This window comes from Arabiibacter massiliensis (genome assembly GCF_902386925.1).
Classification (GTDB): Bacteria; Actinomycetota; Coriobacteriia; order Coriobacteriales; family Eggerthellaceae; genus Arabiibacter; species Arabiibacter massiliensis.
The window spans coordinates 42996-66049 of sequence record NZ_LR698996.1 but is presented as its reverse complement, the minus strand read 5'-3'; the positions used below and the strand labels follow the sequence as shown (position 1 = coordinate 66049).

Genomic DNA, 23054 nt, shown 5'->3' with positions numbered 1-23054 from the left:
ACAAGCAATGAGAGAAGATACCCCCCCCCATATATACTTGCAAAGCCCGTGCTCTGGATAGTGGTGCCTTGTTATAACGAGAGCGTTGTCCTTCCCCTCACAGCCCCGCTCTTTCTCGAAGAGCTATCTTCACTCATCGAAAAGGACATGGTGGGCGACCAGAGTCGTATCGTCTTCGTCGATGACGGCTCGAAAGACGAAACCTGGGACATCATCCTCTCGCTCGCAGGGTCTGACGAGCACTTCCAGGGCATCGCCCTTAGTCGCAACAGAGGCCATCAAAACGCATTGCTTGCCGGACTCATGGAAGCTCGGGGTTATTGCGATGCTGCTATTACCATCGATTGCGACGGACAAGATGATATACATGCAATTTCGCAGATGGTCGAGTCATACCTCGAAGGATATGAGGTTGTGTACGGAGTCCGAAGCGACCGCAGCAGCGACTCGACTTTTAAAAGACTTTCAGCAGAAGGCTTCTATCGCTTCATGAGGGCGATGGGCGTGGAAACCGTCTTTAACCATGCGGATTATCGCCTTATGAGCGTCGATGCCCTAAACGCCCTTTCCGAGTACAGCGAAGTAAATTTGTTTCTTAGAGGGCTGGTGCCCCTTGTGGGATACTCCAGCACAACGGTAAGCTTCAGCAGGGCAAGTAGAGTGGCCGGTGAGAGCCACTATCCGCTAGGAAAGATGCTTCACCTAGCTTTTGATGGCATCACAAGTCTTTCCATCAAACCCATCCATGTCGTCAGCGGCCTAGGCATCGCAATAGGAATTTTGGGATTCGCAGGAACGCTGTGGGTTATCGCATCCTATCTTGCGGGGAGCACGGTTTCAGGATGGGCAAGCACCGCTTGCATTATCCTGTTGCTAGGAGGAATCCAGCTTGTCTGTCTGGGTGTTGTTGGTGAATATATCGGAAAGATCTATCTGGAATCGAAGGCTCGCCCTCGGTACGAAATAGCTGACCGAACGTGGAATCGTCGAATTCGTCATTACAAGGGATAGGTATGATCACGTCGCGCAAGCCAACACGCAGACGAGTGAACGCTCGTCCCAAGCAGTCGGCCGCAGAGTCCTCACTGACGCTTCCTCGCATTGGCTGGAAGATCACCCTCGCCTGTTTCAGCGTAGCGCTCTTGCTTGTGCTCACTCTTGCACCCTTCGTCTCCTACGCTTGCAAGGTCGACGTAATCGCGAATTCCAACTGGGCTTATGCCATAGCTGCCGCTGTTTTGGGGGGACTGCTGCTTTTTATCGGAAAAAGGTTTTACTCCTTTTTTTCGTCAAAGGCATTCAAAGAACGGTTTTCGCTGATCGTTTGCGCAAGCGGTGTTGTACTTTTTGTTCTTCAGATATTCCTACTGAATAGCATCTCCTTTAAAACGGGCTGGGATGTTCATGTGATTATCGATGAGCTCATGAACGAGAGTGGCCACGAGGACTACTTTTCCCGTTATCCTAACCAGCTGGTCTTGCTTGCCGCCTTCAAAGCAATCGCCCGGGTAGGGTCACTTTTGGGGTTCTCTGATGCCTACTTCTTTCTTACTGTAGCAGGAACGCTCTGCGTGACGGCGAGCGTAGTTCTCAGCGCATTTGCGGCGAGGTCACTCGCAGGCGCGCCTGTTGGATATGCGACCTTGGCTCTTGGTGCTGTATACCTCAGCCTCTCGCCATGGATAGCGGTTCCTTATTCGGATACCTTCGGAATGCTATGTCCCTCCCTTGTCCTGTTCTTTTATACCTGCATCAAAAATCATCTCTTGAAGTTGTTCGGCGTAGTAGCTTTCTCACTGATGGGATACTTGATCAAACCAACGGCAATTTTTGTCTTGCTTGCAATTGCGCTCGTGTCCCTGCCAGGATTTATCCAAAAGATGAAAAGTAGTTTAACGCAAGGAGCACCAAGCAGCAGCATGAAAAGCATGGCCGGAATAGCCGCGTCTTTGGCGCTTGCCATTATTTTACCCTTATCGCTCAATACACTTGCAAAACAGACGGGCCCAGACATCAATAAAGAGAGCAATTATTCCGCTACCCACTTTTTGATGATGGGATTCAATTCAGCCTCAAAAGGAATATACTGGGGGGACGATGTCCGATATTCAGCTTCATTCCCCGACAAGCAATCCCGACAAAAGGCAAACATCGAAGAGTGGTTGCGTCGGGTTTCGGATCTCGGCCCGACGGGCAGCGCCAAACTGCTTCTCAAAAAGACTGTGACCAATTTCGGAGACGGTACGTTTGCATGGGAGGCAGAAGGAAGCTTCTACCAAGAGGTAAGCAATCCAAACTCCCTCGCAAGCAGATATTACGGAATCGGAGGCCAGGATAACTTCCTTTTCCGCTCCGTTTCCCAAGTCCTTTGGTTCTTCATCCTTGCAGGGATAGTACTGTGCTGGCTGATCAAAAAGCCGAACCGCGCCGAATGTGCGATTGCGATCACTCTTTTGATGCTAGCGGTATTCCTCACTCTATTCGAGGCCCGTGCACGCTACCTCTTCCTTTACGCCCCTTATTTCATAGTGCTGGGCATTCTGGGCTGGCAGGAAGTGTACCGTCGTATCGATGCCAGATTTACGCGCTCCAGAGATACCCCACCCCGCGCACCGTCTCTAGGTGCTGGGCGAGGTCGGGACCGAGCTTGGCGCGCACGCGGCGCACGTGCACGTCCACGGTGCGCGAGCCGCCGTAGTAGTCGAAGCCCCAGACGCGCCTCAGCAGCGCGTCGCGGGAATACGTCCGCCCCGGGTGCGTCACCAGGAAGGCCAGCAGCGCGTATTCCAAATACGTGAGGTCGAGCGGCTCGCCTGCGACGTCCACCTGATAGGTGGCCAGGTTCACGGTCATGTCGTCCACGGCGAGGATGTCGGAGGTCGAGCTCTCGTTGCCCGGCCACAGAAGGTGCCGGATGCGCGCCGCGCACTCGTCCGGCGACGCGCCGTGCACGACGAAATCGCTTTTCACCTGCACCGGAAGGCGGAACTCGCCAAGCTGCCCCCGCTCCACGATGACGAGCAGCGGGCACGACCCGTCCTCGGCGAGCGCCGCCTCCACCTGCGCGACGTTGGCGAGCGCGTCCCCGCGCGCCTCGTAGACGACGAGGTCGTGCGCGGGATGCAGGGCCAGCAGCTTCTTGAACTGCAGCGACGACCCCGCCGCCACGTCCACATCCAGGCCCGCGAGCACCTGCTGGAACTTGTGGGCGTTGTCCAGGCTGTCGGCCACGAATATGACGAGCTTGCGCTGCATCGCCCCTCCTTCCCTCAGAGCACCGCGAGGTAGCGGTCGCGCTCCCACTCGGACACGGAGCACTGGTAGTCGTTCCATTCCGCGCGCTTCGCCTGGACGAGGTAGTCGTGGATGTGCTCCCCCAGCGTCTCGCGCATGAGCTCGGAGGAGGCGAACAGCTCCACCGCCTCGCCCAGGCTCTCGGGAAGCGTCTGCACGCCCTGGCGGCGCAGGTCCTGACGCGAGAGCGAGAACAGGTCCTGGTCCTCGGCGGGCGGCTGGAGCTCCAGCTCGTCCTCGATGCCCCTGAGCCCGGCGGCGAGCATCGCGGCGAAGGCGAGGTAGGGGTTCGCGGCCGGGTCGGGGCTGCGCAGCTCGATGCGGCAGGCATCCTCGCGATTGGGCCGATAGCCCGGAATGCGCACGAGCGTGGAGCGGTTGCGGCTCGCCCACGACAGGTACGTGGGGGCCTCGCCGCCGGCGACCAGGCGCTTGTAGGAGTTCACGTACTGGTTCGTCACGGCGCAGAACTCGGGCGCGTACTTGAGGATGCCGGCGATGTAGTGCTTCGCCACGCTCGACAGGTTGTAGCCGAGCGGGTCGCCCGGATCGAAGAACGCGTTTCTGCCGTCGAGGTCGAACAGGCTCTGGTGCACGTGCATGCCGCTGCCGGGCTCGCTGGCCAGGGGCTTGGGCATGAAGGAGGCGTACACGCCGTGCTTCATGGCGATCTCCTTCACCACCAGCTTGTACGTCATCACGGCGTCGGCCATGGACAGCGCGTCGGTGAAGCGCAGGTCTATCTCGTGCTGCGAGGGGCCCATCTCGTGGTGGCTGTACTCCACGGGGATGCCCATCTTCTCCAGCGTGAGCACCGTGTCGCGACGCAGGTCGCTTGCGTAGTCGAGGCTCGTGAGGTCGAAGTAGCCGCCGCGATCGAGCACGTCTGTGCCCTCGGGCCCCTTGAAGTAGTAGAACTCCAGCTCCGGGCCCACGTTGAACACGTAGCCCATCTCCTGGGCCTTCTCCACCGTGCGCGCGAGCACGTGGCGCGGGTCGCCCTCGAAGGGCCGCCCCTCGGGCGTGCGGATCTCGCAGAACATGCGCGCGACCGCGTTGGCCTCGGGGCGCCACGGCAGCACCTGGAACGTGGAGGCGTCCGGGTAGGCCAGCATGTCGGATTCCTGCGTGCGGCAGAAGCCCTCGATGCAGCTGCCGTCGAAGCCCATGCCGTCGGCGAGCGCGTCTTCCAGCTCGCCGGGAACGACGGCGAACGACTTCATGGCGCCGAGCACATCGGTGAACCAGAAGCGGACGAAATGCACATCGCGGCTCTTGACGGTTTTGAGGACGAAATCCTGGTCGGGGTTCGCGGTCATCGGCGGTCCTTTCTCTCAACGGATCATTATACCCCGCCACGTTTCCGTTTCGTTAACACGTCCGCTCGGCGTTGGGGGCGGCACGCACCTCCCTGTGCTATACTCGACCCGTCAGATCAGCGACGACCAGGAGGAATGCCGTCATGAAGTTCTCTAACATTCTGGTTCCGTTCGACAAGTCCGAGCACGCCCAGCACGCGCTCGCCCTCGCGCGCGGCATGGCCGAGGAGGATCCTGCCATCAAGCTGCACGTCATCGACGTGATCTACATTTCCGAGATCCCGCCCGCGACCGGCCTCGACGCGAACCCCTACGAGAGCGCCCCGTCGCTCGTCATCGATCCGGAAACCTACGCCAAGCTCGTCGAGGGCGCCGAAGCGCGCGAGAAGGCTTCCATGGAGGAGGCCATCGGCGGCGCACTCGACGGCCTTGCCAACGAGGCGACCATCGCCGTGGTGAACGAGCCCTCCGTCGTGGACGGCATCACGGGCTACGCGCGCGATCACGGCTGCGACCTCATCGTGATGGGCTCGCGCGGCCTAGGCGTGCTGCGCGGGATGCTCGGCAGCGTGAGCTACGGCGTGCTGCGCTCGGCCGAGATCCCGGTGCTCGTGGCCAAGACCCCCGAGGAGTAGGCCCGGCCGGGCAGCCGAGCCGTCAACGGGCCGTTCGCGCGCCGTTTGCTACGGGAGCGTGACAGATTCGGCCGGCGTCGCCCCCGACGCCGGCCGAATGGCTATACTGCGGTACTCGCATGGCATGAGGCAAGGATTTCGCGAGAAGGGACCGGCATGGCCGCTGAGCACATCGATACGACGACGAGCAGGGTCATCGACTACGACGAGGCCATGGAGCGCTTCTGCGGGAACAGGGCCCTCTACGAGCGGCTCGCCCTCAAGTTCCTCGACGACCCGCATTTCGAGGCGCTCGAGAACGCCTTGGCCGAAGGGCACCTCGACGAGGCCCATCGCGCCGCCCATTCGCTCAAGGGCGTCTCCGGCAACCTGTCGTTTTACGACCTCTTCCAAGCCGCCTGCGTCATCTCCGACTCGCTGCGCGACGGGGACGCGGCCACCGCGAAGGAAGCCATGCCCCGAGCGCGCGAGGCCTACGCCGCCGTGATGGAGGCGGTGAAGGGGTTGCGGGGGTAAGCGTTCCGATTGCGGGGTACCTACCGCTTCAAAACCTCGTTTCATAGTAAAATGGCGCTAATTTTGCAGCGACCCCGTTGAATCATTTGACCGCGCTCGCTCCCCCGGTATAATTGAGCAGTTAATCCACTGAAACCGATTCGACGCACAAGGGGTTTCCATGCAGAATCGCCATATCGCCTTCTCCCCTCCCGATGTGGGGGAAGATGAGATCGAAGCCATCGCCGAGGCGCTGCGCAGCGGCTGGATCACCACCGGCCCGAAGACCAAGCAGCTCGAGCGCGAGCTCAAGGAGTTCACCGGCGCCGACGGCTTCGCCTGCCTGAACTCCGCTACCGCAGCGCTTGAGTGCTGTCTGCGCGCGCTCGGCATAGGGCCGGGCGACGAGGTCATCACCTCAGCCTACACCTACACCGCCAGCTGCTCGCCCATCTGCCACGTCGGTGCGACGCCGGTGCTCTGCGACACGGCTCCCGACTCCTTCGAGATGGACTACGAAGCGCTTGCCGGCCTCGTCACCGAGCGCACGAAAGCCGTCATCCCCGTCGACCTGGGCGGGCGCATGTGCGACTATGACCGGTTGTTCGCCGCGCTCGACAGCGCGAAGAGCCTCTGGACGCCTGCCAATGAGCTGCAGGAGCGCTTCGAGCGCGTCATCGTCATCTCCGACTCCGCGCATTCCCTCGGCGCCTCGTTCCACGGCCGCCCGTGCGGATCGGTCGCCGACTTCTCCACATTCTCGTTCCACGCCGTGAAGAACTTCACCACGGCCGAGGGCGGCGGGCTCGCCTGGCGCGACGCCGGCTTCGACTCCGATGCGTTCTACCGCGAGATCATGCTCTTGAGCCTGCACGGCCAGACGAAGGACGCGCTTTCCAAGAACAAGGTGGGCGCGTGGGAGTACGACGTCATGTACCCCGGCTGGAAGTGCAACATGACCGACATCCAGGCGGCCATGGGCCTCGCCCAGCTCAAGCGCTATCCGAGCATGCTCTCGCGGCGTCGCGAGATGATCGAGCGCTACGAAGCGGGCCTCGCCGAGCTCGACGTGTCGACGCTCGCCCACTACGACGAGGGCAACGCCTCTTCGGGGCACCTCATGCTCGTGCACCTGAACGGCAGGGACGAGACGTTCCGCAACGCCGTCATCGAGCACATGGCGCTCGCGGGAGTTGCCACGAACGTGCACTACAAGCCGCTGCCGCTGCTCACCGCCTATCGCGACCTCGGCTTCGACATCGCGGACTTCCCGAACGCCTACGAGCAGTACCGCGGCGAGATCACGCTGCCCTTGCACACGCTGCTTTCCGACGACGACATCGACTACGTCGTGGAGGCGCTCAAGCGCGCCTATGCCGACGTGGCCGAGCGGGCCTGACGAGGGATCGAGCCGAATGTACGCCCACTTCATCAAGCGCGTCCTCGACCTTGTCATCGGCATTCTCGTGATGCCGCTGCTGCTCCTGCTCGTCATCGTCATCGCGCCATGCATCTACTTCGAGGACAAGGGGCCTGTGTTCTACAACGCCCCACGCGTCGGCAAGAACGGCCGGCAGTTCAAGATGTTCAAGTTCCGCTCGATGAAGGTGAACGCGCCCGACCTCACCATGCCCGACGGGTCAACCTACAACGGCCCGGACGATCCGCGCATGACGAAGGTCGGGGCATTCCTGCGCAAGACGAGCCTCGACGAGATGCCCCAGTTCCTGAACGTGGTCATCGGCAACATGAGCGTGATAGGCCCCCGGCCCGACCTCGAGCGCGAGACGCTGCTCTACGAGGGCGACGAGGGCGAGAAGCTGCTCGTGAAGCCCGGCATCACCGGCTACGCCGCCGCCTACGGCCGCAACTCGCTGCCTTGGCACGAGCGCCTGGCCATGGACGTGCATTACGTGCACAACGTGAGCTTCGCGTTCGACGTCAAGATCTTCTTCAAGACCATCGCCACCGTGTTCAAGCAGGAAGGCGTGTACGTGGAAAGCGAGCAGGACTAGTTCCCATCGCAACCAAAGAAGCCAAGTTCCGTCGGTGTCATTGGTTCATCACCTTGTCGACGCCGTCAAGCATACGGGAGACCCCGCCCTTGTCTAGAGTCGTCATGAAAGGCTTTTCCAAGAAACGCGCTCGAGCCGCATCGACGAGAGAGCACATGACGAACACGCAGACAGCCACCCCAATACCCACCAACAGTAAACGTGCGGCACTCTGCGGCTGCACAAAGGAAAGCGCTTCCCACAGACGCTCTCTAACAAGTGGGTTGTCATGGATGAGGTAGACCCCGAAGACCGTCCGTGCCACAGCGTTGATGGCGGGATGACACCCTAGATTCAATCGAGAGAACAGCAGGAACGCCGCTGCCGAGAACACAGCATCAGGAAGCATCCACATCTCCATGAAGTATGTGCCTTGGCCTTGAAGCGTTCCATTCCGAAATCCTGCCATGCAAAGGGATAAAACGCATAAAACCACGAATACGACGAGTGCAATCCGCATATTAATCGCATGCTTAAAGAACCGCAAGCCTGCATAGCCCGCGGCGAAGAGACCTGCCAGTAGACAGACCACCTGCAGCCCCCATCCCCGAGACTCGAACAGCCACGACGGCAAAAGGCCCGAAAGAATAACTGGCGCAAAAAGAGCGAGAACCGAGAGGACGAGCACACCCGCTATAGACTTCGTCGTGAGAGAAAGCGGGTGGAGTCGAAAGTATGCCGCAAGAAAATAGCAATAAAGCAGCCATGTGACGGGGTAGGATATCCAAGGCGTATCAAACAGCGTCTTGGAGATTGAGAGGAAGAAGAACGCTACCCCGAGGAATACTCGATACGCATCGCGAGAAAGCGCCCTTGCCAATTTATTGAGAAAAGGAGAGAGGGCGTAAATGATCACGTAGACAAGAACGAACCACGAGGAGGCCGTCAGAATAGGGAACACCGAACCGATTATATCGGACGAGTCAACTGCATGATAATCCAGCAGCAAAACCACCGCCAAGATGGTGAAAGAATAGAGCCATACTTCGAGGAGGAGTCGCAGAAGCGAGCGGATTTTAAACGACGAGGAAACTTGGAAGTAACCCGTCAGCATGATGAAGCAAGCCACGCCCGCACGCGAACCCAGCTGCATTGCATCAAGGACGAACCGCATCGAAGGATCTGTCGTAGCCGTCCAAGGCCCATGTACCGAAAAATGAGAAAGAACGATGGCAAGCATACTCAAGATTCTCAGTAGCTCAAGCCCCGACTGCCGAGGCATCCGCTTATCCACCATATTCCCCTCCATCACTCGACTTAACCTCCCGTTATCTTCGATCTACCGAAAAACGCATGAATCTGTAGTTTGCAGACATAGCGTATGCCGCGATCAGCTTTATATGTTAGCCTATAGAATCTCGTTACCTTTCAAAATCGAGGAGCCCTATGAGAAGAGTAATTACATACGGAACTTTCGACTTGCTACACTACGGCCACATAAATCTTCTTCGCAGGGCCAAGGAGTTTGGCGATTATTTGATCGTCGCATTGTCCACCGACGAGTTTAACTGGAGCGAAAAGCAGAAGAAATGCTACTTCCCCTACGAGAAAAGGAAGATGCTCCTCGAATCCATCCGCTATGTCGATCTCGTCATACCCGAATGCTCATGGGATCAAAAAAGAACCGACATCCACGAGTATCACGTTGATACGTTCGTTATGGGCGATGACTGGAAAGGGAAATTTGACTTTCTAAGCGAAGAAGGGTGCGAGGTAAAATACCTTTCTCGCACCCCCGAGATCTCAACAACGCGGATTAAAGAGGATCTCAATGCTTAAAACCTTAGGAAAGCACTGATCATGCAGGGGTGCGCCCGTTTTGCCGCACTCCCCCAGACGAACCTCAAGGATCTGCAAGAACCCTTCTCAACCTCCCGTTCCTAGGTTGCTGCGAGTTCCACCATAAGCTTGGCGATACTTATGCCGTAGGCAGCATTGCTGGCCCATTTGCCTGACAGCTGCTCAACGGAAGGCGCACTCCCGCGTTCAACGTATTTGAAGCGGACGTCGACGAGATCGTTAGCGAGCGGTTCCGTGGATGCATAGGCTTTCAAATGCTGAACCTGCGCCCTTAGACCGATGCGGACGCCGTTTGCGCCGTAGGAGGAGAAGTCGTTCCCACCTTTTCCTTCACCTACTGCGCCCAGCCCTCCGAAATTGCACTGCTCGGCCAAGACATCATTCCCGAATTGGAGCCACCCGGTCTCATGCATAGCCTGACAAAACAGCACCTCCGCTCGAACTCCCTCAGTCCTTGCCTCTTCGTACACCAGTTGACAGAAATCTTTCAGCGTGGGTGCGCCGTAGCGCGAGTACGTCGACGACGGGTACGCTTTACCCTTCCCGGTGTAATAACGTACCATCTGGTCAACGGAGGCGATCGTCGCTCCCATTATGGGTGAGTTCTCCACCCGAAGCCTCACGTCGGATGACTTGGTGCTCTCGCCCGTCGCACGGTCGATGACGTCGCACCACACGACGTAGTCGCCGGGGGCCGGCGGCGCCCACGACACGCTCGAGGCCGGGACGGGGTCGTCGCCCTGCTGGAGGTGGCCCCAGCTCTGCCACGAGGGCAGGTCCGTGCGCATCCAGCAGTAGTTGTACAGGAGCCCCTGCGAACCGCCGGAAGCCGTGGCCGCGGCCGTCACGGACTGGCCGGACTTGATCGACGAGGCCGACAGGGAGAACGACGAGAGGGTCGGGGCGTTGCTCTCCACCCGAAGCCTCACGTCGGATGACTTGGTGCTCTCGCCCGTCGCACGGTCGATGACGTCGCACCACACGACGTAGTCGCCGGGGGCCGGCGGCGCCCACGACACGCTCGAGGCCGGGACGGGGTCGTCGCCCTGCTGGAGGTGGCCCCAGCTCTGCCACGAGGGCAGGTCCGTGCGCATCCAGCAGTAGTTGTACAGGAGCCCCTGCGAACCGCCGGAAGCCGTGGCCGCGGCCGTCACGGACTGGCCGGACTTGATCGACGAGGCTGACAGGGAGAACTCGTCGAACGCGAACGTTGCGCCCACAGATACGCGCACATCGTCAGATTTCGTCGCTTTTCCGGCAGGGTCAATAGCATCGCACCACAGAACATACGTGCCACCAGATACGGGAGTCCACGTGATCGTAGATTCCGTCGAGTACTCCCCCTCTTGGATATGCCCCCATTGCTCCCATTTCGGCAGGTCGGTACGCATCCAGCAGTAGTTGTACTTGAATCCTCTCGTAGCACCGGACACAGGCATGGAGACCCGTATGGTAGATCCGGCAAGATCGATAGAACTCGGCGAAACGGAAAGTTTGCCGACGTTGTAATCTCCAACTCTAACCGTAAGCTTCGCCGAGGCGCTCGTTTTCGTCAATCCCGACGGCTCGACGGTATCGCACCAGATCGAATAAGTGCCCGGCTCGGGGGGCTCCCAAGAAATCTTTGACGACGGGACGAAGCCGTCTCCTGTCTGAATGTGACCCCATTTCTCCCAAGCAGGCCGGTCAGTGCGCATCCAGCAGTAGTTGTAGAGAAGATCGGCGACGTCACCGCTTGCGTTTGCCGTCACATCGATAGACATGCCGTACTCAACAGCAGAGGAGGACAATTGCACCTGGCCGAGTGTGTAATTCGGCCGAACGACATAAGCCACATCGTCCGTCTTGATTGTACGACCCGAGGGGGCAATCACATCGCACCAGAAAACGTAGTTCCCCTTTACAGGAGGCGTCCACGTAATGTTCGGGGAGGAAGCGTAGCCGCCCCCCGATTGCAAATGACCCCAGCTCTGCCAGGCAGGCAGGTCGGTGCGCATCCAACAGTAATTGTACTTGAACCCTTGCGTTTGATTAGCATTGACAGAAACGGTGACGGAATCCCCTTCTGTACAGGAGCCGTTCGGCGAGACGGAAAGACTCGCCTTTCGAAGTATCCCAGAATCCAAAATCCCAGCAGCATCCGCTTCGCCCAAACTCTTCAAGAACGACTCTCTGCTTAGTTTCTGGGCGTCTTCATAGCGGTCAATGAACGCATGCTCGACGATTATCCCCGGGATGCCGTATTCGCGAGAAGTGGCTATAACCGTATAATAGTCCTCCAGGGATCCATCCTCGTATCTGGCGTCGTTCGTACAATCCTTCACTTTCTTGCCACGGTTATGCAGCCCCAGGGCAGAAAGCTTTTCAAGGATCTTATCCGCAAGGTTCCCGCCAGCAACATGGGTCTCCTCGTACTTCCAGCTGCTCCCGTTCGGATACCAGACCTCTGCGCCCGTCCCCCCGCCAGAATTGTTGTGAATGCTGACAAATAACTGCGCCCCATGAGAGACAGCCCGTTCAACTCGTTCATTCAAATCCGGACACTCGTCTTCCGATCGCGTCAAGCAAACAGATACCCCATTCGCTTCAAGCGCACTCTTGCAGTAATTCGCGATTTTCCAATTCAGGTCCTTTTCCAAGAGGCCATACCCCGTCGCTCCAGAATCGTATCCGCCATGCCCAGGGTCCAGCGCCACGACGGATGCGCCGGACGACGACATGCTTCTGAAGGAAAAGCGGGAGGCGGGGGCGGCGGCTTCTGCCGAATCCACGGCGTCTTGGAAGCTCGATGCCTCAGTCATCTCGCCATTTTCCCCTAAAGTGAGGATGGTGGCGTCGGCGCTCGACAGCGGCTCTGACGCCTCAGGCATCCTCTCGAGCGATCCGATACCCTCAACTTCAAAGTCGACGACCTCAAAGCCACACGGCTCCACGTCATCGGAGGCAAGGTCGATATGAATCGAACGCTGATCCACTCCGGAGCTGTACGTCACATCCATGCCGATAATCCGGCAATAGCCCGTGCGCACATCGTAAGCGCTTGGGAGGAACGCGAACAGAACAGCGTTCTGCGACACAGTCTCGGCTTCTACGGCGAAAATACGCGAATCAGAAACCTCCACTTGCAAGGAGGCAGTCAGCACCGTAACGGCCTCGTCATTCAGGATGACCGCGACGTTCTGTAGCGCCTCCGCAGCCACCTGAGCCTCGTCCACATAGACGTACGCAACTGACTCGGACGCCTCTTCGGCCAACATTTGACCTTCAACCTCATGACCAGCGGCACCTTCCGCGCCGAATGCCTGAAGAGGGAGGGCGAGTGTGCAAAGCGCAATTGAAAGCATTATGCGCACAAGCATCCCGACGCGTGTTGAGGTATTCATAGCACTTTCCTAGCGTGTTCAAGCTGCCATTGTATGTGATAGTATAACGCAGAACAAAGAGGGGCGGCAGATACCATCCTGCCAAACATCTAAAAACGAGCCATGAGGACAAGCTTAGAAGGCGGAAACCAGCCATGAACACTATCAGCCTTGAAGAGACGAAATCACTCCAACTTGACATCCTTCTCGCTTTCGACGAGTTTTGTAAGAAAAACGAGCTTTCATATTGGTTGATTTATGGCACGCTCCTGGGAGCCGTCCGACACGAGGGGTTCATTCCTTGGGATGACGACATCGATGTCGTCATGCCTTACGGCGACTATCGCCGGTTCATCGACATAGTCAACGAGATGGGCACAGGCGGGATGATGACCCAACGCTACCGAGTCGCGGATTACTTCATCGACAGCCCGATTCCTTACCATCAGATTTTCACTAAGATATATGACACGCGGACGATCGCGACCAAGTCGACTCTATCCCGGTCGCTGGGTTTCAAAGAGGGAATTTTCATTGACGTGTTCGCCCTGAAAGGCGTGCCGGAAGACGCCGAGACATGGAAAGCGCAGCAGGAGCAGCTGCAATATCTCGCTGACAAGGTATTCTACGCAACTGAGTCTCTTGCCAACATAGGGATCAACCATCCAAGAACGCTGCTCAAGCATGCAACTGCAAAAGCCGCGTCGCTTAGAAAGCCCTACCGCGAGTGGATAGCAGCTTTCAAAGAGCTTGAGTCGGGGCTTCCCGATCCGCATCCCTCGAGGAAGACCGTTGAGGCCGCTTCTTCTTGTTACTCGATGTATGCGAAGGGCTTTGTATACCCGGCAGCAGAATGGCTGCCCACGCTTCGAGTTCCTTTCGAAGGGCACGACCTTCCCGTCCCCCACTGCTATGACGCGCTTCTCAGGACAAACTACGGCAATTACATGGAGCTTCCCCCGGAAGACAAGCGGAAGCCGAGCCACACGCAGGATTTCATTTTTTGTGAATAAAGACAGGCGCATCACTGGCGGGCATTGCGGGCTCGAGCCACTTTTCCTACAATTCGCGAGACTATCGAAGAAAGTTCCTTGAACTCCCTCGTTCGATGGAAGAGCGCGAGAAAGGACGCTACCGCGACGCCGACACCTATGCAGCCCTGAGCGAGAAAGCCTGCAACTCCGCCGAAGGGCACAAACTGGCATAGCCAGAAGGAAAGTCCTGAGACAGCAACCACCAGACAGAGGTAAAGGCCGAACTTGAGCAAGTAGCGCCGCAAAGGCTTCCGGAAGCCGTGACGATAGACGGCCCAACCCTCGTAAGGGGTAGAAATCATCACCGAAGAGATCGTACCCGCAAGCAGCACACCGGCAACCCCGAAGGGGAAAACGAGGAGCAACGAGAGTAGCGGCAAAAACACTGCTTCGAGAACCGCCTTCCAACGCGTATACCAAAACAAACCGTAAGCATTTGTGAATGCCATAGCCGCAGAGCGCATGCCCTTCACAAAGAACAGCAGGACTATCAAGGCGACGATATGCGCAGGGAACTCCCACGACTCACCGAAACACAGCGCGATGAAGGGATTGAAGGCGCAAAACAAACCCGATGACATCACGGTGTACAGAAACGCATCGATGAAAAACGTCGTCTGAAACACCTGGTATTGCCGATCCTCCGATTCTTTGACGCCGAGATTGCCCACGCTCGCCACAATCGAATCGAACACCTTATCGAGCACGCGCGTGACAGCGTTGATGACCAGAAGGTAGTTGCCGTAGAGCGAGGTAGCCGCCAAGCTGACGAAGTTCGTTATGACGAGGTTGCTCACCGGCGTAGAGGCGACGCCGGCCACCTTATGCATCATAAGACCGATGATGTTCTTCTTTATCTGAGACAGCACGCCTTTATCAATCGGCTTGACATCCTTCTCCTTGAGGTACGGGTACATCCTGTTAGCCTTGTATGCGATGCAAACGTTCTGCAGCAACGTGGAGCAGATCATGCAGACGAGAAAGAGGAGGTAGTCATGGGTCGCCAGCAAAACGACCACCTGAGCGCAACACATGAGTATCTGGAAGGCATACTGGATCACGTACACGATATAGTTCTTCTGATCGGCCATGATCAGAGAGCCTTTGTACGAGAAGAAATACGATATGCCTGTGTTCAACACGAAGCAGAAGAAATACAGTTGCAAGTGGGGAATGTCAGGAGGGTCCTGTCCAAGGAATATCTCGATATTAGGCGCAAGGATCAAGCCTATGCATATGATGGCTATGCCAATTGCCACATAGGCTCGCTTGAAGAGCCGCATAAGCGACTTGACAAGCTCCTTGTCGTGCTCGGCCAACGGCTTGTAAAGGCTGAACACGATGGCGCTGCCCACTCCCAGGTCAGCGAGCGAGAGGATGGTCAGCAAGCTGGAGAACAGGCTCTCCAAGCCCACGTACTCCTGCGCCAATACGGACACGAAAACCGCTCGAACGACGAACGTTCCGACAGCGTAAACAACCTGCCCTCCCCAAGCGGCGAAGACGTTCCGAATTGAGTTTTCCACCCGCGTAGCCATGAAGATCAGCCCTCGATCCGAAGCTCGTCCACGAGACGGCACCATAACCCGTATACCTGACCCTCAGAAAACCGTTCTATCGTCTCGGGATTAGCCTCTGACATCCGCATGCGCAGGGCATCGTCCTCCATAAGAAGAGCGAGCTTACGCGCATACTCCTCGCAATCGTACGGCTCGATCAAATACCCATCCACCCCGTCTTCGAGTATCTCACGAGGGCCTGTATCCACATCGAAGGAGATCAGCGGAAGCCGGCTCGCTTTTCCTTCGAGCAGGAAGAGCGGCAATCCCTCCCGGTACGAAGTGAGCGTACCGATGGAATAATCGGCATACCGCTCGTAAAGGTCGTTCGTGTTGCCGAGAAGATTCAGTCGACCGACCAAGCCGGCTTCTTCGACCGCTTTCTGAAGGTCGAACCCTCCCGTGCCCAGAATGGCACTACCGAACACATCCCAAGACCATCCCTCGTGACTCGGAAGGACCCTCTTTGCCACATCGAAGAGAAGGTCAGTGCCCTTTTCCCGATCAAGTCGGCCAGCCCATAGTATTCTTTTGATCGATGGGTCGTACGAGCAAGCCCGATTCCTCAAATCGTCCGGGATCCAATTTGGAATGCAGACGACCTTCTTTTCAGGAAGGTGGAAGATCCTCAAATAATCCCTTTTCGACGCCTGCGTGAGCACAACGGTTCGATTGCATATTCGTGATAAAGCGAATCGCAAGAACGTGGTCTTTTTCTTGTCGATCTCGTTTATCAAAGCACCGTGATCGCAGAACACGAGCTTCGTTCCCGCTGCTTTCGCAGGGAGAACCGCAGCACATGTCTCGTCGACGGCAATCCCGAAGAGCACGTTGACCTTATGCTCGCGCAGGCATCTTGAAAGAGGAACACGAAGAGCTTTGACTTTCTCCGCGATACTCTCGGCCTCCACCCCCAAACCGATCCTCGCCACTCGATCATCCAGCGGAAAGAAGCTCTCCCCTCTCGATGAAAGCTCGACGAACACCACCCGATAGTCTTCGCACAAACGGTTTGCCAGCTGCGTGGCCACACGAACGGAACCCCCCATGTCGGACAAGGATGAGACTATGAAAGCGAGGGTTGTCACCGCGTCTGCCACGAAACTCCTAATTGTAGTAGTTCGTTCTTTTGCCTTGCGCCACCACGAGAAGGCGGTACAACCGCTCGCTCACCAGCAGCGCGAGGAGAGAGAGCTTGCGACCCTTCGTCAATACCGAATGGCGGAGAATGCCCGAACGATTATCCTTCAGATATTCAATCACTTCCCTTTTCCGCTCGGGATCGACCTTCCCTTTCTCTGCGACGACCATCTTGTCGAGGACCTCGAAACGGGATCGATAGCAACGATACGCAAGCTCCTCGCCCAACCCTGGAAAGCGCTCTCTGACAAGCTCAGAGTTCCTATTCCACGCCTCGATGAGATCATCGTCGCGGGGCCCATACGGCGCAGAGGTGATGGTTCCCTCGTTGTGCCAATAGTGATACAACGGACGCGAGTCCACGACGACTCGTTCGATTCTCATGAAAAGATCCACGACCATGAAAGAGTCTTCATGAGCCTTGCCAACCGGGGAGGGCACCTCCCGCATAAGGGAGGTCGGGTAGAGTCGGGCCGGAATGCAAACCATCATGCTTCTATTGACGAAAATATCCGAAAGAGCTTCGGAAGGCGACATGACCGCGTACACCGTCTCTTTAGGACCTTCGGAGCGATTGACGAATTGATCGCATATGCCGCAAACGGAGATATCGGCATGCTCTTTGACGAGGTTGCCGTACAGAACCTCGATCATGCACTCGTCGATGTAATCGTCGCTATCGACGAAGGTGACGTACGGCGCCTTCGCCTGTGCGACCCCTGCGTTCCGGGCATCGCTTAGTCCGCCATTCGCCTTATGCACCACGACGATGCGCGAATCCCTCTTCGACCACTCGTCGCAAAGCTCGCCGCTCCCATCGGTCGACCCGTCATCAACAAGCAAGACCTCGATCGATGGAAACGTTTGACGGCAAACGGACTCGAGGCACCTATCGAGGTATTCCCGCACGTTGTAAACAGGGACGATCACTGAAACGAGCGGCGATGCACCGGAAACCTCTACCTCAACCGCCAACAATTCATTCTCTTCGCTTCCCATGCACTACTCCTTGACTGCCTCTCCCCCGCCGAAGCAGAAGCGGCCAGTAGAAAGCCGAACCACGTCGTTCGAGGAGAACCGCTCCACCAAACGCGAGACGGCGCGGACCCTTTCCACCTCTTCAAGCTGCGATGCAAGGCAGTCTTCCCCACTGCCAATTCGTCGAACAAATTCATGAAGCTCGTATCGCATGCCTTCGCCGCAGCACTCGTAGTAGTATTTCCTCGTATCCCTCAAATCTTCAGATCTGACCTCGAAATATTCGGTTTTCCACCACGGAGCGGGAACGTACACGTAACCGTCCTCGCCGGTGATCGTCATATCCCCTTCGGTCTTCATGCCGCGGCCAGCGCGAACCGTCGCCGAAGCAGTGGGATAGAGAAGCTCGCACTTGGTCCAGGCGCAGAAGTCCCCCCGATAGCTCGCGATCAGGCGAGCGTCCGAAAAATCGGTGCCAACGAACTCCAACACCGGCAAAAGGATATACGATGCCATGTCGTAAAAGCTTCCCTGATACTTATTCGTCACGTCAAGATCGGGGATCACCTGACTGAAAGACGCATCAATGTCCTTCACTTCACCCACGATGCCGCTTTCGAGCATGAGCTTTAAATGAGAAAAGGCTGGATAGTACTTGGTTTTGACGCCCTCCATAAGGACGACGCCCTTGTTCTCCGCCAACCTGAAAGCCTCGTCGGCATCCTCGGGCGAGAGGAACAGCGGGCTCTCACACAGGACGTGGCGTCCTTTGCCCAACGCGCTCAATATCAGCTCTTTATGTTTGTCGATCGATTGCGCAATGTAGACAGCATCGCACGATTGAAACAGCTCATCGCGCGTCTCACACAGCTCCAGTCCATGCGATCGGCAGAACACGGCAGCTAGCTCATCATCCTCGTCGAATCCACATGTCACATCGATGCCGCCGACCGATTTGCTGTCCTTCGCAAGACGATGTGCCAGGTAGTTCAATCCGATGCAGCCAAGCCGCAGCTTCGCCGAACGCTCGGCGCGAAGTTCGGTACTCGACACCCCCTGGGTCCGATCAAGATACACCACATCGCAGTACTTCCGGAGGTAATCGAACTTCCCCTCCCAATCGGAACCGACCGTGAATACGTCAACGCCGTATTTCACAATATCGGCGATCTTCTGGCCTTTGTACTCCTCGACGATGACCTTGTCAGCAAGGCCCAACTCTTCAACTGCACGGAGTCGCTCGGGGAGCGATTGGTGCACGTTGAGCTTCCCGCGCTCCTTATCGAAGGCGTCAGACGTCACCCCTACGATAAGGTAGTCGCCAAGCTTCTTTGCACGCTCCAAGAGGGCGACATGCCCATAATGGAGCAGGTCATAGGTTCCGTATGTAATAACAACCCTTTTCCGCTCGCCCATCAACCCACTCCCGTCTAGGCTTGCTCGTCGGATTCGAGGAAAGCCTTGAGGAAAAGCTCCATGGCGCTTCGAGAACCGACCGACACTCGAAGATACGGGGCTAGGAGCTCATTGCCAAACGAGTGGACGAGCACCTTCTTCTCCTCCTTCAAACGACGAGCAACCTCGCTTGCGTCGTTGCGGGGCCGCACGAACACAAAGTTCCCACGGCAATCCCTCGTCTCGTAACCGCACTCGCCAAGCTCATCGAGCAAATACTTCTTCCCCTCCTTCTCGGAGGCGATAAGCTGTTGAGTGAGATCCGGATTGTCGAGAATCCTTTCGCCGAACAGAAGGGCGATCGCGTTCGTGTCGAAGGTAAGCCGAGCTTTCTTGACGTATTCGATAATCTGCTCGTCGGCGATCACCACTCCAAGGCGGCACGCGGCTATAGAATATAGTTTGGAGAACGTGCGCAAAACTACGACGTTTTTCCTCGACAGCGCATACTCGAGGAACGTTCCGTCGTAAAAATAATGGTAAGCTTCGTCGACGACAACGACGGCGCCCGCGCTTTCCGCAGCTTGAATCACCCTCTCGACTTCGGAGCGAGTGTACACGTTGCCGATAGGATTGTTGGGGTTGAGGAGCACGACGACCCGCACGTTCTCGTCGATGGCGGAAACAATATCCTCGACATCGATCGTCAGGTCGGAAGAGTACGCGACGGGAATGTGTTCGAGCCCCAAGATCGAGCAGTTGACTCGATACATTTCGAAAGAGGGGGATACCGTGACAACGCCCTTCCCCTCCTCGCCGAAAACTTCGAGAATGTAACGAATAGCCATATCGGAGCCGTTGGTTGCAAGGACATTCTCGAACTTCGCGCCAATGAAATCGGCGTATTTGCGGAGAAATCGGTCCGGTTCCGGGTAGATGGAAAGAAATTCCGGGGTGATCTCCTTCAGCACAGAATCGACGAACTCCTGGGGCAGCCCCTCGGGGTTTTCATTCATGTCATAACGGAGGAAACCGTATCTCCCTTGGTCGGGGAACACGCGCGCGGTGCTCCTGACGTGCTCGTTCACGTAATATCCTGGCTCGTTCATTCCATCGACTCACTTTCTTCCAGCACCTCTGTATTATGCCAATTCCGTTCACTCTCCGGAGGAGGCGTCATATAGCCCGGTCCGTAAATCGCTTGGAGCACCGGATCGGGGTCGAGCGGCCCCCAAACTTGTCGGCCCTCAAACAAATACAGGCGCCCCTCCCCATAACATGCGCGAGGGAACTTCTCGGAAAAGCCAATACCCCCGTCGTAGTTGATTGCGATTTTGGACTCATCGTAGCCATACGCCTTCAGGGCGTGGTCAAGGTTTTTGAAGTAGCGGTTGTAATCTGAAAAGCAGCGAAAAACCGGTAATGCGGCGCATCGGACAAGGAGGGACTCGAAAAAACCCCTCTTGCGCGTCACATCGACAGCGTCCTCGAACTGGGCGACCCGGCTCATCGCCCTCCAGAAGAATAGCCTGAGTTTATGCGGAGCGCCCAAAATAGGGTTTGAAGGAAACCCGTCAAGAGGAAACACGTCGATCCAAGCATCATCGATCCGCTCATTCGAGATCGCATGATTCAGCACCCGCATCTCGCTCGTGCAGAGACGCGCGAACCCGCTCCTATGGGCAACGTTGTTGTAGATACTGGAGAAATACATGCCCTCAGGCAACTCGCCCTCAACTACCTCGAGGAACTTTTCGTAATCCTCGCGAGGCATGCACATATCCACATCATCATCCCACGGAATGAACCCTTGATGGCGCACAGCTCCCAAGAGCGTGCCACCGATCATGTAATGCCTCAACTCATGTTTTTCGCATATGAAATTAAACTCGTCGAGCAAACGCAGCTCAACAAGTTGCAAATCCCGTAATTTCGAAGAACTCACGAAAACCAGATCCTCCAAGGTAGAAGCATTGCGGATAACAATCGGATCATTTTATAGCAAACACGGCCAGCTAAATGCCCTGCCACAATTAATCCCTTTTCATTCAGCTTTTCCCTAGCGCAAGATCAGACAACCAAGCCCAAGGATGTCCGTAAGCAACAGACGGTGTCCTAGATGCTGCGCAATGCAGCTTGAGGAGGCGGATGCCGCACTCGCCCCCCCCCGCTAACGCATTGTTTTTGCTCTTCTCGACTCCCGGACCTCACTGTTGCTTGCAATAAAGCCACCCAACATCCAAAACACGACAGAAGTGCTTGTCATCCTAAAGAACAGATCTGAATCGAAGAACACGGCCACAAGAATAAACGCCAAAGCCGATATCATCACAAGCAACGATGCGTCCAGTGCTTCGCGATGGAAATAAGCCCGCAAAGCGTCGGAGATCAGCCGATACAGGAAAATGAAAACGAGCACGAAACCAATAAGGCCCGACTGCACCAAAATGCCCAGATAGCCATTATGGACATCGTAAATCAGCCCCTGCTCAATCATCTCCGGGTAATTTTCTTCAATATAATCGATAATATACAGGTTTTCACTTTCATATTGGCTGTATATGACAGGCATATACCCGCCAGGCGATAAGCCGATAAGAGCATTGCCGATAGACCCGGTAGCAATGGTGAGATAATCGCGCCATATGGGGATCCGGCCGTTAGAAGCTTCCGCAGACTCCCCCACATCCGAACGCCTCGTGGTAAGTGACGACGAATAATCGGGATTGTCATGAATATTCACGAAAGTCGCGCCATCGAGCCCTTTAAAATAGTCCAAGCTGCGCTCATCGAATGGAGGGTTGCTACCCTCCACCAAACCAAGCATCAGCTTCCCATCGAGGTACGATGCGACTATCGGGTACGATGACTTGTCTTTCCCTCCCGACGGATCGTACAAGACAAAAGTTTTTGACGATGAGTCATCTGGGTTATTCTTATTTTTTGCGCTAGCCGACTGCTCGGCAGCATTGCCCTCGGGAATCATCTGCAGCAAGTTGCCCGCCACCAGATAGACGCACGAAACCCCTAAACATATAGCGAGGGAGAGGGTCATAGCCGAGACAAGATAACGAGCTTTTCCCTTCTTGCGACCCCGATAAGACAGCAGTAAAAAAGCAAAGATGAAACTCGCTGCAATCAAGGCAACAAAAACGCTACGCGTTCCTGAAAGAATTGCGTACAAGGCGTAAATCAGTCCCAAAATGGAGTACAGCACTTTACCGCCAATCATTTTCGCGCGCACGGCAAAATAGATTGAAGCGGCAGACAGAAGCATCGACATCGTTCCCGCCGCAAAAGCCCCCATCATTAATCCAAATAGGCGACCCCCCTGAAAGCCCTGTCGCGTTGCGGTAAAAGACGGGCCGTAAATGGCATCGTAGCCGATCGAGAAACCGTATTGGTATAACGACACGATCAAGCACGGAATGAACGCTATAGAAACAAGCCAGAAGAGGATTCGCGTCATTTTTTTAATTTGTGGCTTTTGCATGCTTGCGCAAAATGGAAAAATCACGAGCATTTGGTCGATTTGCCATAAGATGATTTTTGCATTTGCAACTATGCTCGATCCGGCATCAACAGCCGAGCCAAACCTGAACAAACAGAGCGAGGAGACCGTGAGTGTGATTACAATATAGACGAGCCAGCGGGAGTATCGTTTCTCTAAACACCGTCTCGTTGTCAGCAAATCAACAATTAGTAGCAGAACACCAAACGCTCCCAGCACTTCTGACACAACATTAAAGCGATACTCGACAAGCAGAAAAGCAAACGGAAATGTCAAATACAGTAATCGGCAAAAAACCATTGACACAACGTAGATGAAAACGACTCGGTTCATCCAAGTTAAAAATGCATTCGATTTTGACAGTCTTTCAATCATGAAGCGCTCCATTGCTTGTCTCAGCTCACCACGCATATGCAAAAAATGCTTCTATGGGGACGTAAGAACCCAGCCCTGCCCATCCAATCTTCAAGCTAAGGAA

The 23054-nt window shown here is 56.3% G+C and carries 19 protein-coding genes; 7 read left to right on the top strand and 12 right to left on the bottom strand.

The window, feature by feature from the left end:
- The first annotated feature begins 48 nt into the window (after nt 1–48).
- On the top strand, nt 49–1011 hold the full coding sequence (locus tag FX134_RS00285; protein ID WP_197735956.1) for a glycosyltransferase family 2 protein: 963 nt from the start codon (nt 49–51) through the stop codon (nt 1009–1011).
- Between the two features lie 748 nt (nt 1012–1759).
- Here FX134_RS00285 and FX134_RS00280 read toward each other — a convergent pair.
- From FX134_RS00280 to FX134_RS00270, 3 genes are all read right to left on the bottom strand, one after another.
- Nucleotides 1760–1963 carry a hypothetical protein gene (locus FX134_RS00280; protein WP_143412101.1) on the bottom strand — a complete coding sequence of 68 codons (204 nt, stop codon included), beginning with the start codon at nt 1961–1963 and terminating at the stop codon, nt 1760–1762.
- A gap of 617 nt (nt 1964–2580) precedes the next feature.
- Complete coding sequence (locus FX134_RS00275) at nt 2581–3255, bottom strand: winged helix family transcriptional regulator (RefSeq protein ID WP_080796996.1); 675 nt, start codon at nt 3253–3255, stop codon at nt 2581–2583.
- A 14-nt stretch (nt 3256–3269) separates the two neighbouring features.
- Nucleotides 3270–4613 carry a glutamine synthetase family protein gene (locus FX134_RS00270; RefSeq protein ID WP_080796995.1) on the bottom strand — a complete coding sequence of 448 codons (1344 nt, stop codon included), beginning with the start codon at nt 4611–4613 and terminating at the stop codon, nt 3270–3272.
- Between the two features lie 143 nt (nt 4614–4756).
- On the opposite strand from FX134_RS00270, the gene FX134_RS00265 reads away from it, so the two are divergent.
- The 4 genes from FX134_RS00265 to FX134_RS00250 all read left to right on the top strand — a co-directional run bounded on the left by FX134_RS00265 (nt 4757) and on the right by FX134_RS00250 (nt 7758).
- The gene (locus FX134_RS00265; protein ID WP_080796994.1) at nt 4757–5248 is read left to right on the top strand and encodes a universal stress protein; all 492 of its coding nucleotides are present in this window, start codon (nt 4757–4759) and stop codon (nt 5246–5248) included.
- A gap of 156 nt (nt 5249–5404) precedes the next feature.
- Entirely contained in the window at nt 5405–5764 is a 360-nt protein-coding gene (locus tag FX134_RS00260) for an Hpt domain-containing protein (protein ID WP_080796993.1), read from the top strand.
- A 160-nt stretch (nt 5765–5924) separates the two neighbouring features.
- Nucleotides 5925–7142: a DegT/DnrJ/EryC1/StrS family aminotransferase gene (locus tag FX134_RS00255; protein ID WP_080796992.1), complete on the top strand. Its 1218-nt coding sequence runs from the start codon at nt 5925–5927 to the stop codon at nt 7140–7142.
- 16 nt (nt 7143–7158) lie between these two features.
- A complete protein-coding gene (locus FX134_RS00250; RefSeq protein WP_080796991.1) occupies nt 7159–7758 on the top strand; it encodes a sugar transferase in 600 nt (199 codons plus the stop codon).
- Nucleotides 7759–7795: 37 nt separating this feature from the next.
- Here the strand turns inward: FX134_RS00250 and FX134_RS00245 are convergent, their stop codons facing one another.
- Nucleotides 7796–9034, bottom strand: coding sequence for an acyltransferase family protein (locus FX134_RS00245; RefSeq protein ID WP_172623318.1), 1239 nt, complete (start codon nt 9032–9034; stop codon nt 7796–7798).
- Nucleotides 9035–9183: 149 nt separating this feature from the next.
- On the opposite strand from FX134_RS00245, the gene tagD reads away from it, so the two are divergent.
- On the top strand, nt 9184–9576 hold the full coding sequence (tagD, locus tag FX134_RS00240) for a glycerol-3-phosphate cytidylyltransferase (RefSeq protein ID WP_080796989.1): 393 nt from the start codon (nt 9184–9186) through the stop codon (nt 9574–9576).
- Nucleotides 9577–9677: 101 nt separating this feature from the next.
- Here tagD and FX134_RS00235 read toward each other — a convergent pair whose 3' ends face one another.
- Entirely contained in the window at nt 9678–12980 is a 3303-nt protein-coding gene (locus tag FX134_RS00235; RefSeq protein WP_080796988.1) for an N-acetylmuramoyl-L-alanine amidase, read from the bottom strand.
- A gap of 134 nt (nt 12981–13114) precedes the next feature.
- On the opposite strand from FX134_RS00235, the gene FX134_RS00230 reads away from it, so the two are divergent.
- Nucleotides 13115–13972 carry a LicD family protein gene (locus FX134_RS00230; protein ID WP_080796987.1) on the top strand — a complete coding sequence of 286 codons (858 nt, stop codon included), beginning with the start codon at nt 13115–13117 and terminating at the stop codon, nt 13970–13972.
- Between the two features lie 11 nt (nt 13973–13983).
- Here FX134_RS00230 and FX134_RS00225 read toward each other — a convergent pair whose 3' ends face one another.
- The 7 genes from FX134_RS00225 to FX134_RS00195 all read right to left on the bottom strand — a co-directional run bounded on the left by FX134_RS00225 (nt 13984) and on the right by FX134_RS00195 (nt 22951).
- Nucleotides 13984–15531: a lipopolysaccharide biosynthesis protein gene (locus tag FX134_RS00225; RefSeq protein ID WP_080796986.1), complete on the bottom strand. Its 1548-nt coding sequence runs from the start codon at nt 15529–15531 to the stop codon at nt 13984–13986.
- A 5-nt stretch (nt 15532–15536) separates the two neighbouring features.
- Entirely contained in the window at nt 15537–16652 is a 1116-nt protein-coding gene (locus FX134_RS00220; RefSeq protein WP_080796985.1) for a glycosyltransferase, read from the bottom strand.
- Nucleotides 16653–16659: 7 nt separating this feature from the next.
- Nucleotides 16660–17691 (bottom strand): glycosyltransferase family 2 protein, encoded by a 1032-nt coding sequence (locus FX134_RS00215; RefSeq protein ID WP_080796984.1) that lies wholly within the window; start codon nt 17689–17691, stop codon nt 16660–16662.
- Between the two features lie 3 nt (nt 17692–17694).
- On the bottom strand, nt 17695–19086 hold the full coding sequence (locus FX134_RS00210) for a Gfo/Idh/MocA family oxidoreductase (RefSeq protein ID WP_080796983.1): 1392 nt from the start codon (nt 19084–19086) through the stop codon (nt 17695–17697).
- 14 nt (nt 19087–19100) lie between these two features.
- Complete coding sequence (locus FX134_RS00205) at nt 19101–20153, bottom strand: pyridoxal phosphate-dependent aminotransferase (protein ID WP_197735955.1); 1053 nt, start codon at nt 20151–20153, stop codon at nt 19101–19103.
- A gap of 17 nt (nt 20154–20170) precedes the next feature.
- The gene (locus tag FX134_RS00200) at nt 20171–21010 is read right to left on the bottom strand and encodes a LicD family protein (protein ID WP_143412100.1); all 840 of its coding nucleotides are present in this window, start codon (nt 21008–21010) and stop codon (nt 20171–20173) included.
- Between the two features lie 225 nt (nt 21011–21235).
- The gene (locus FX134_RS00195; protein WP_172623317.1) at nt 21236–22951 is read right to left on the bottom strand and encodes an O-antigen ligase family protein; all 1716 of its coding nucleotides are present in this window, start codon (nt 22949–22951) and stop codon (nt 21236–21238) included.
- Nucleotides 22952–23054: the final 103 nt, after the last annotated feature.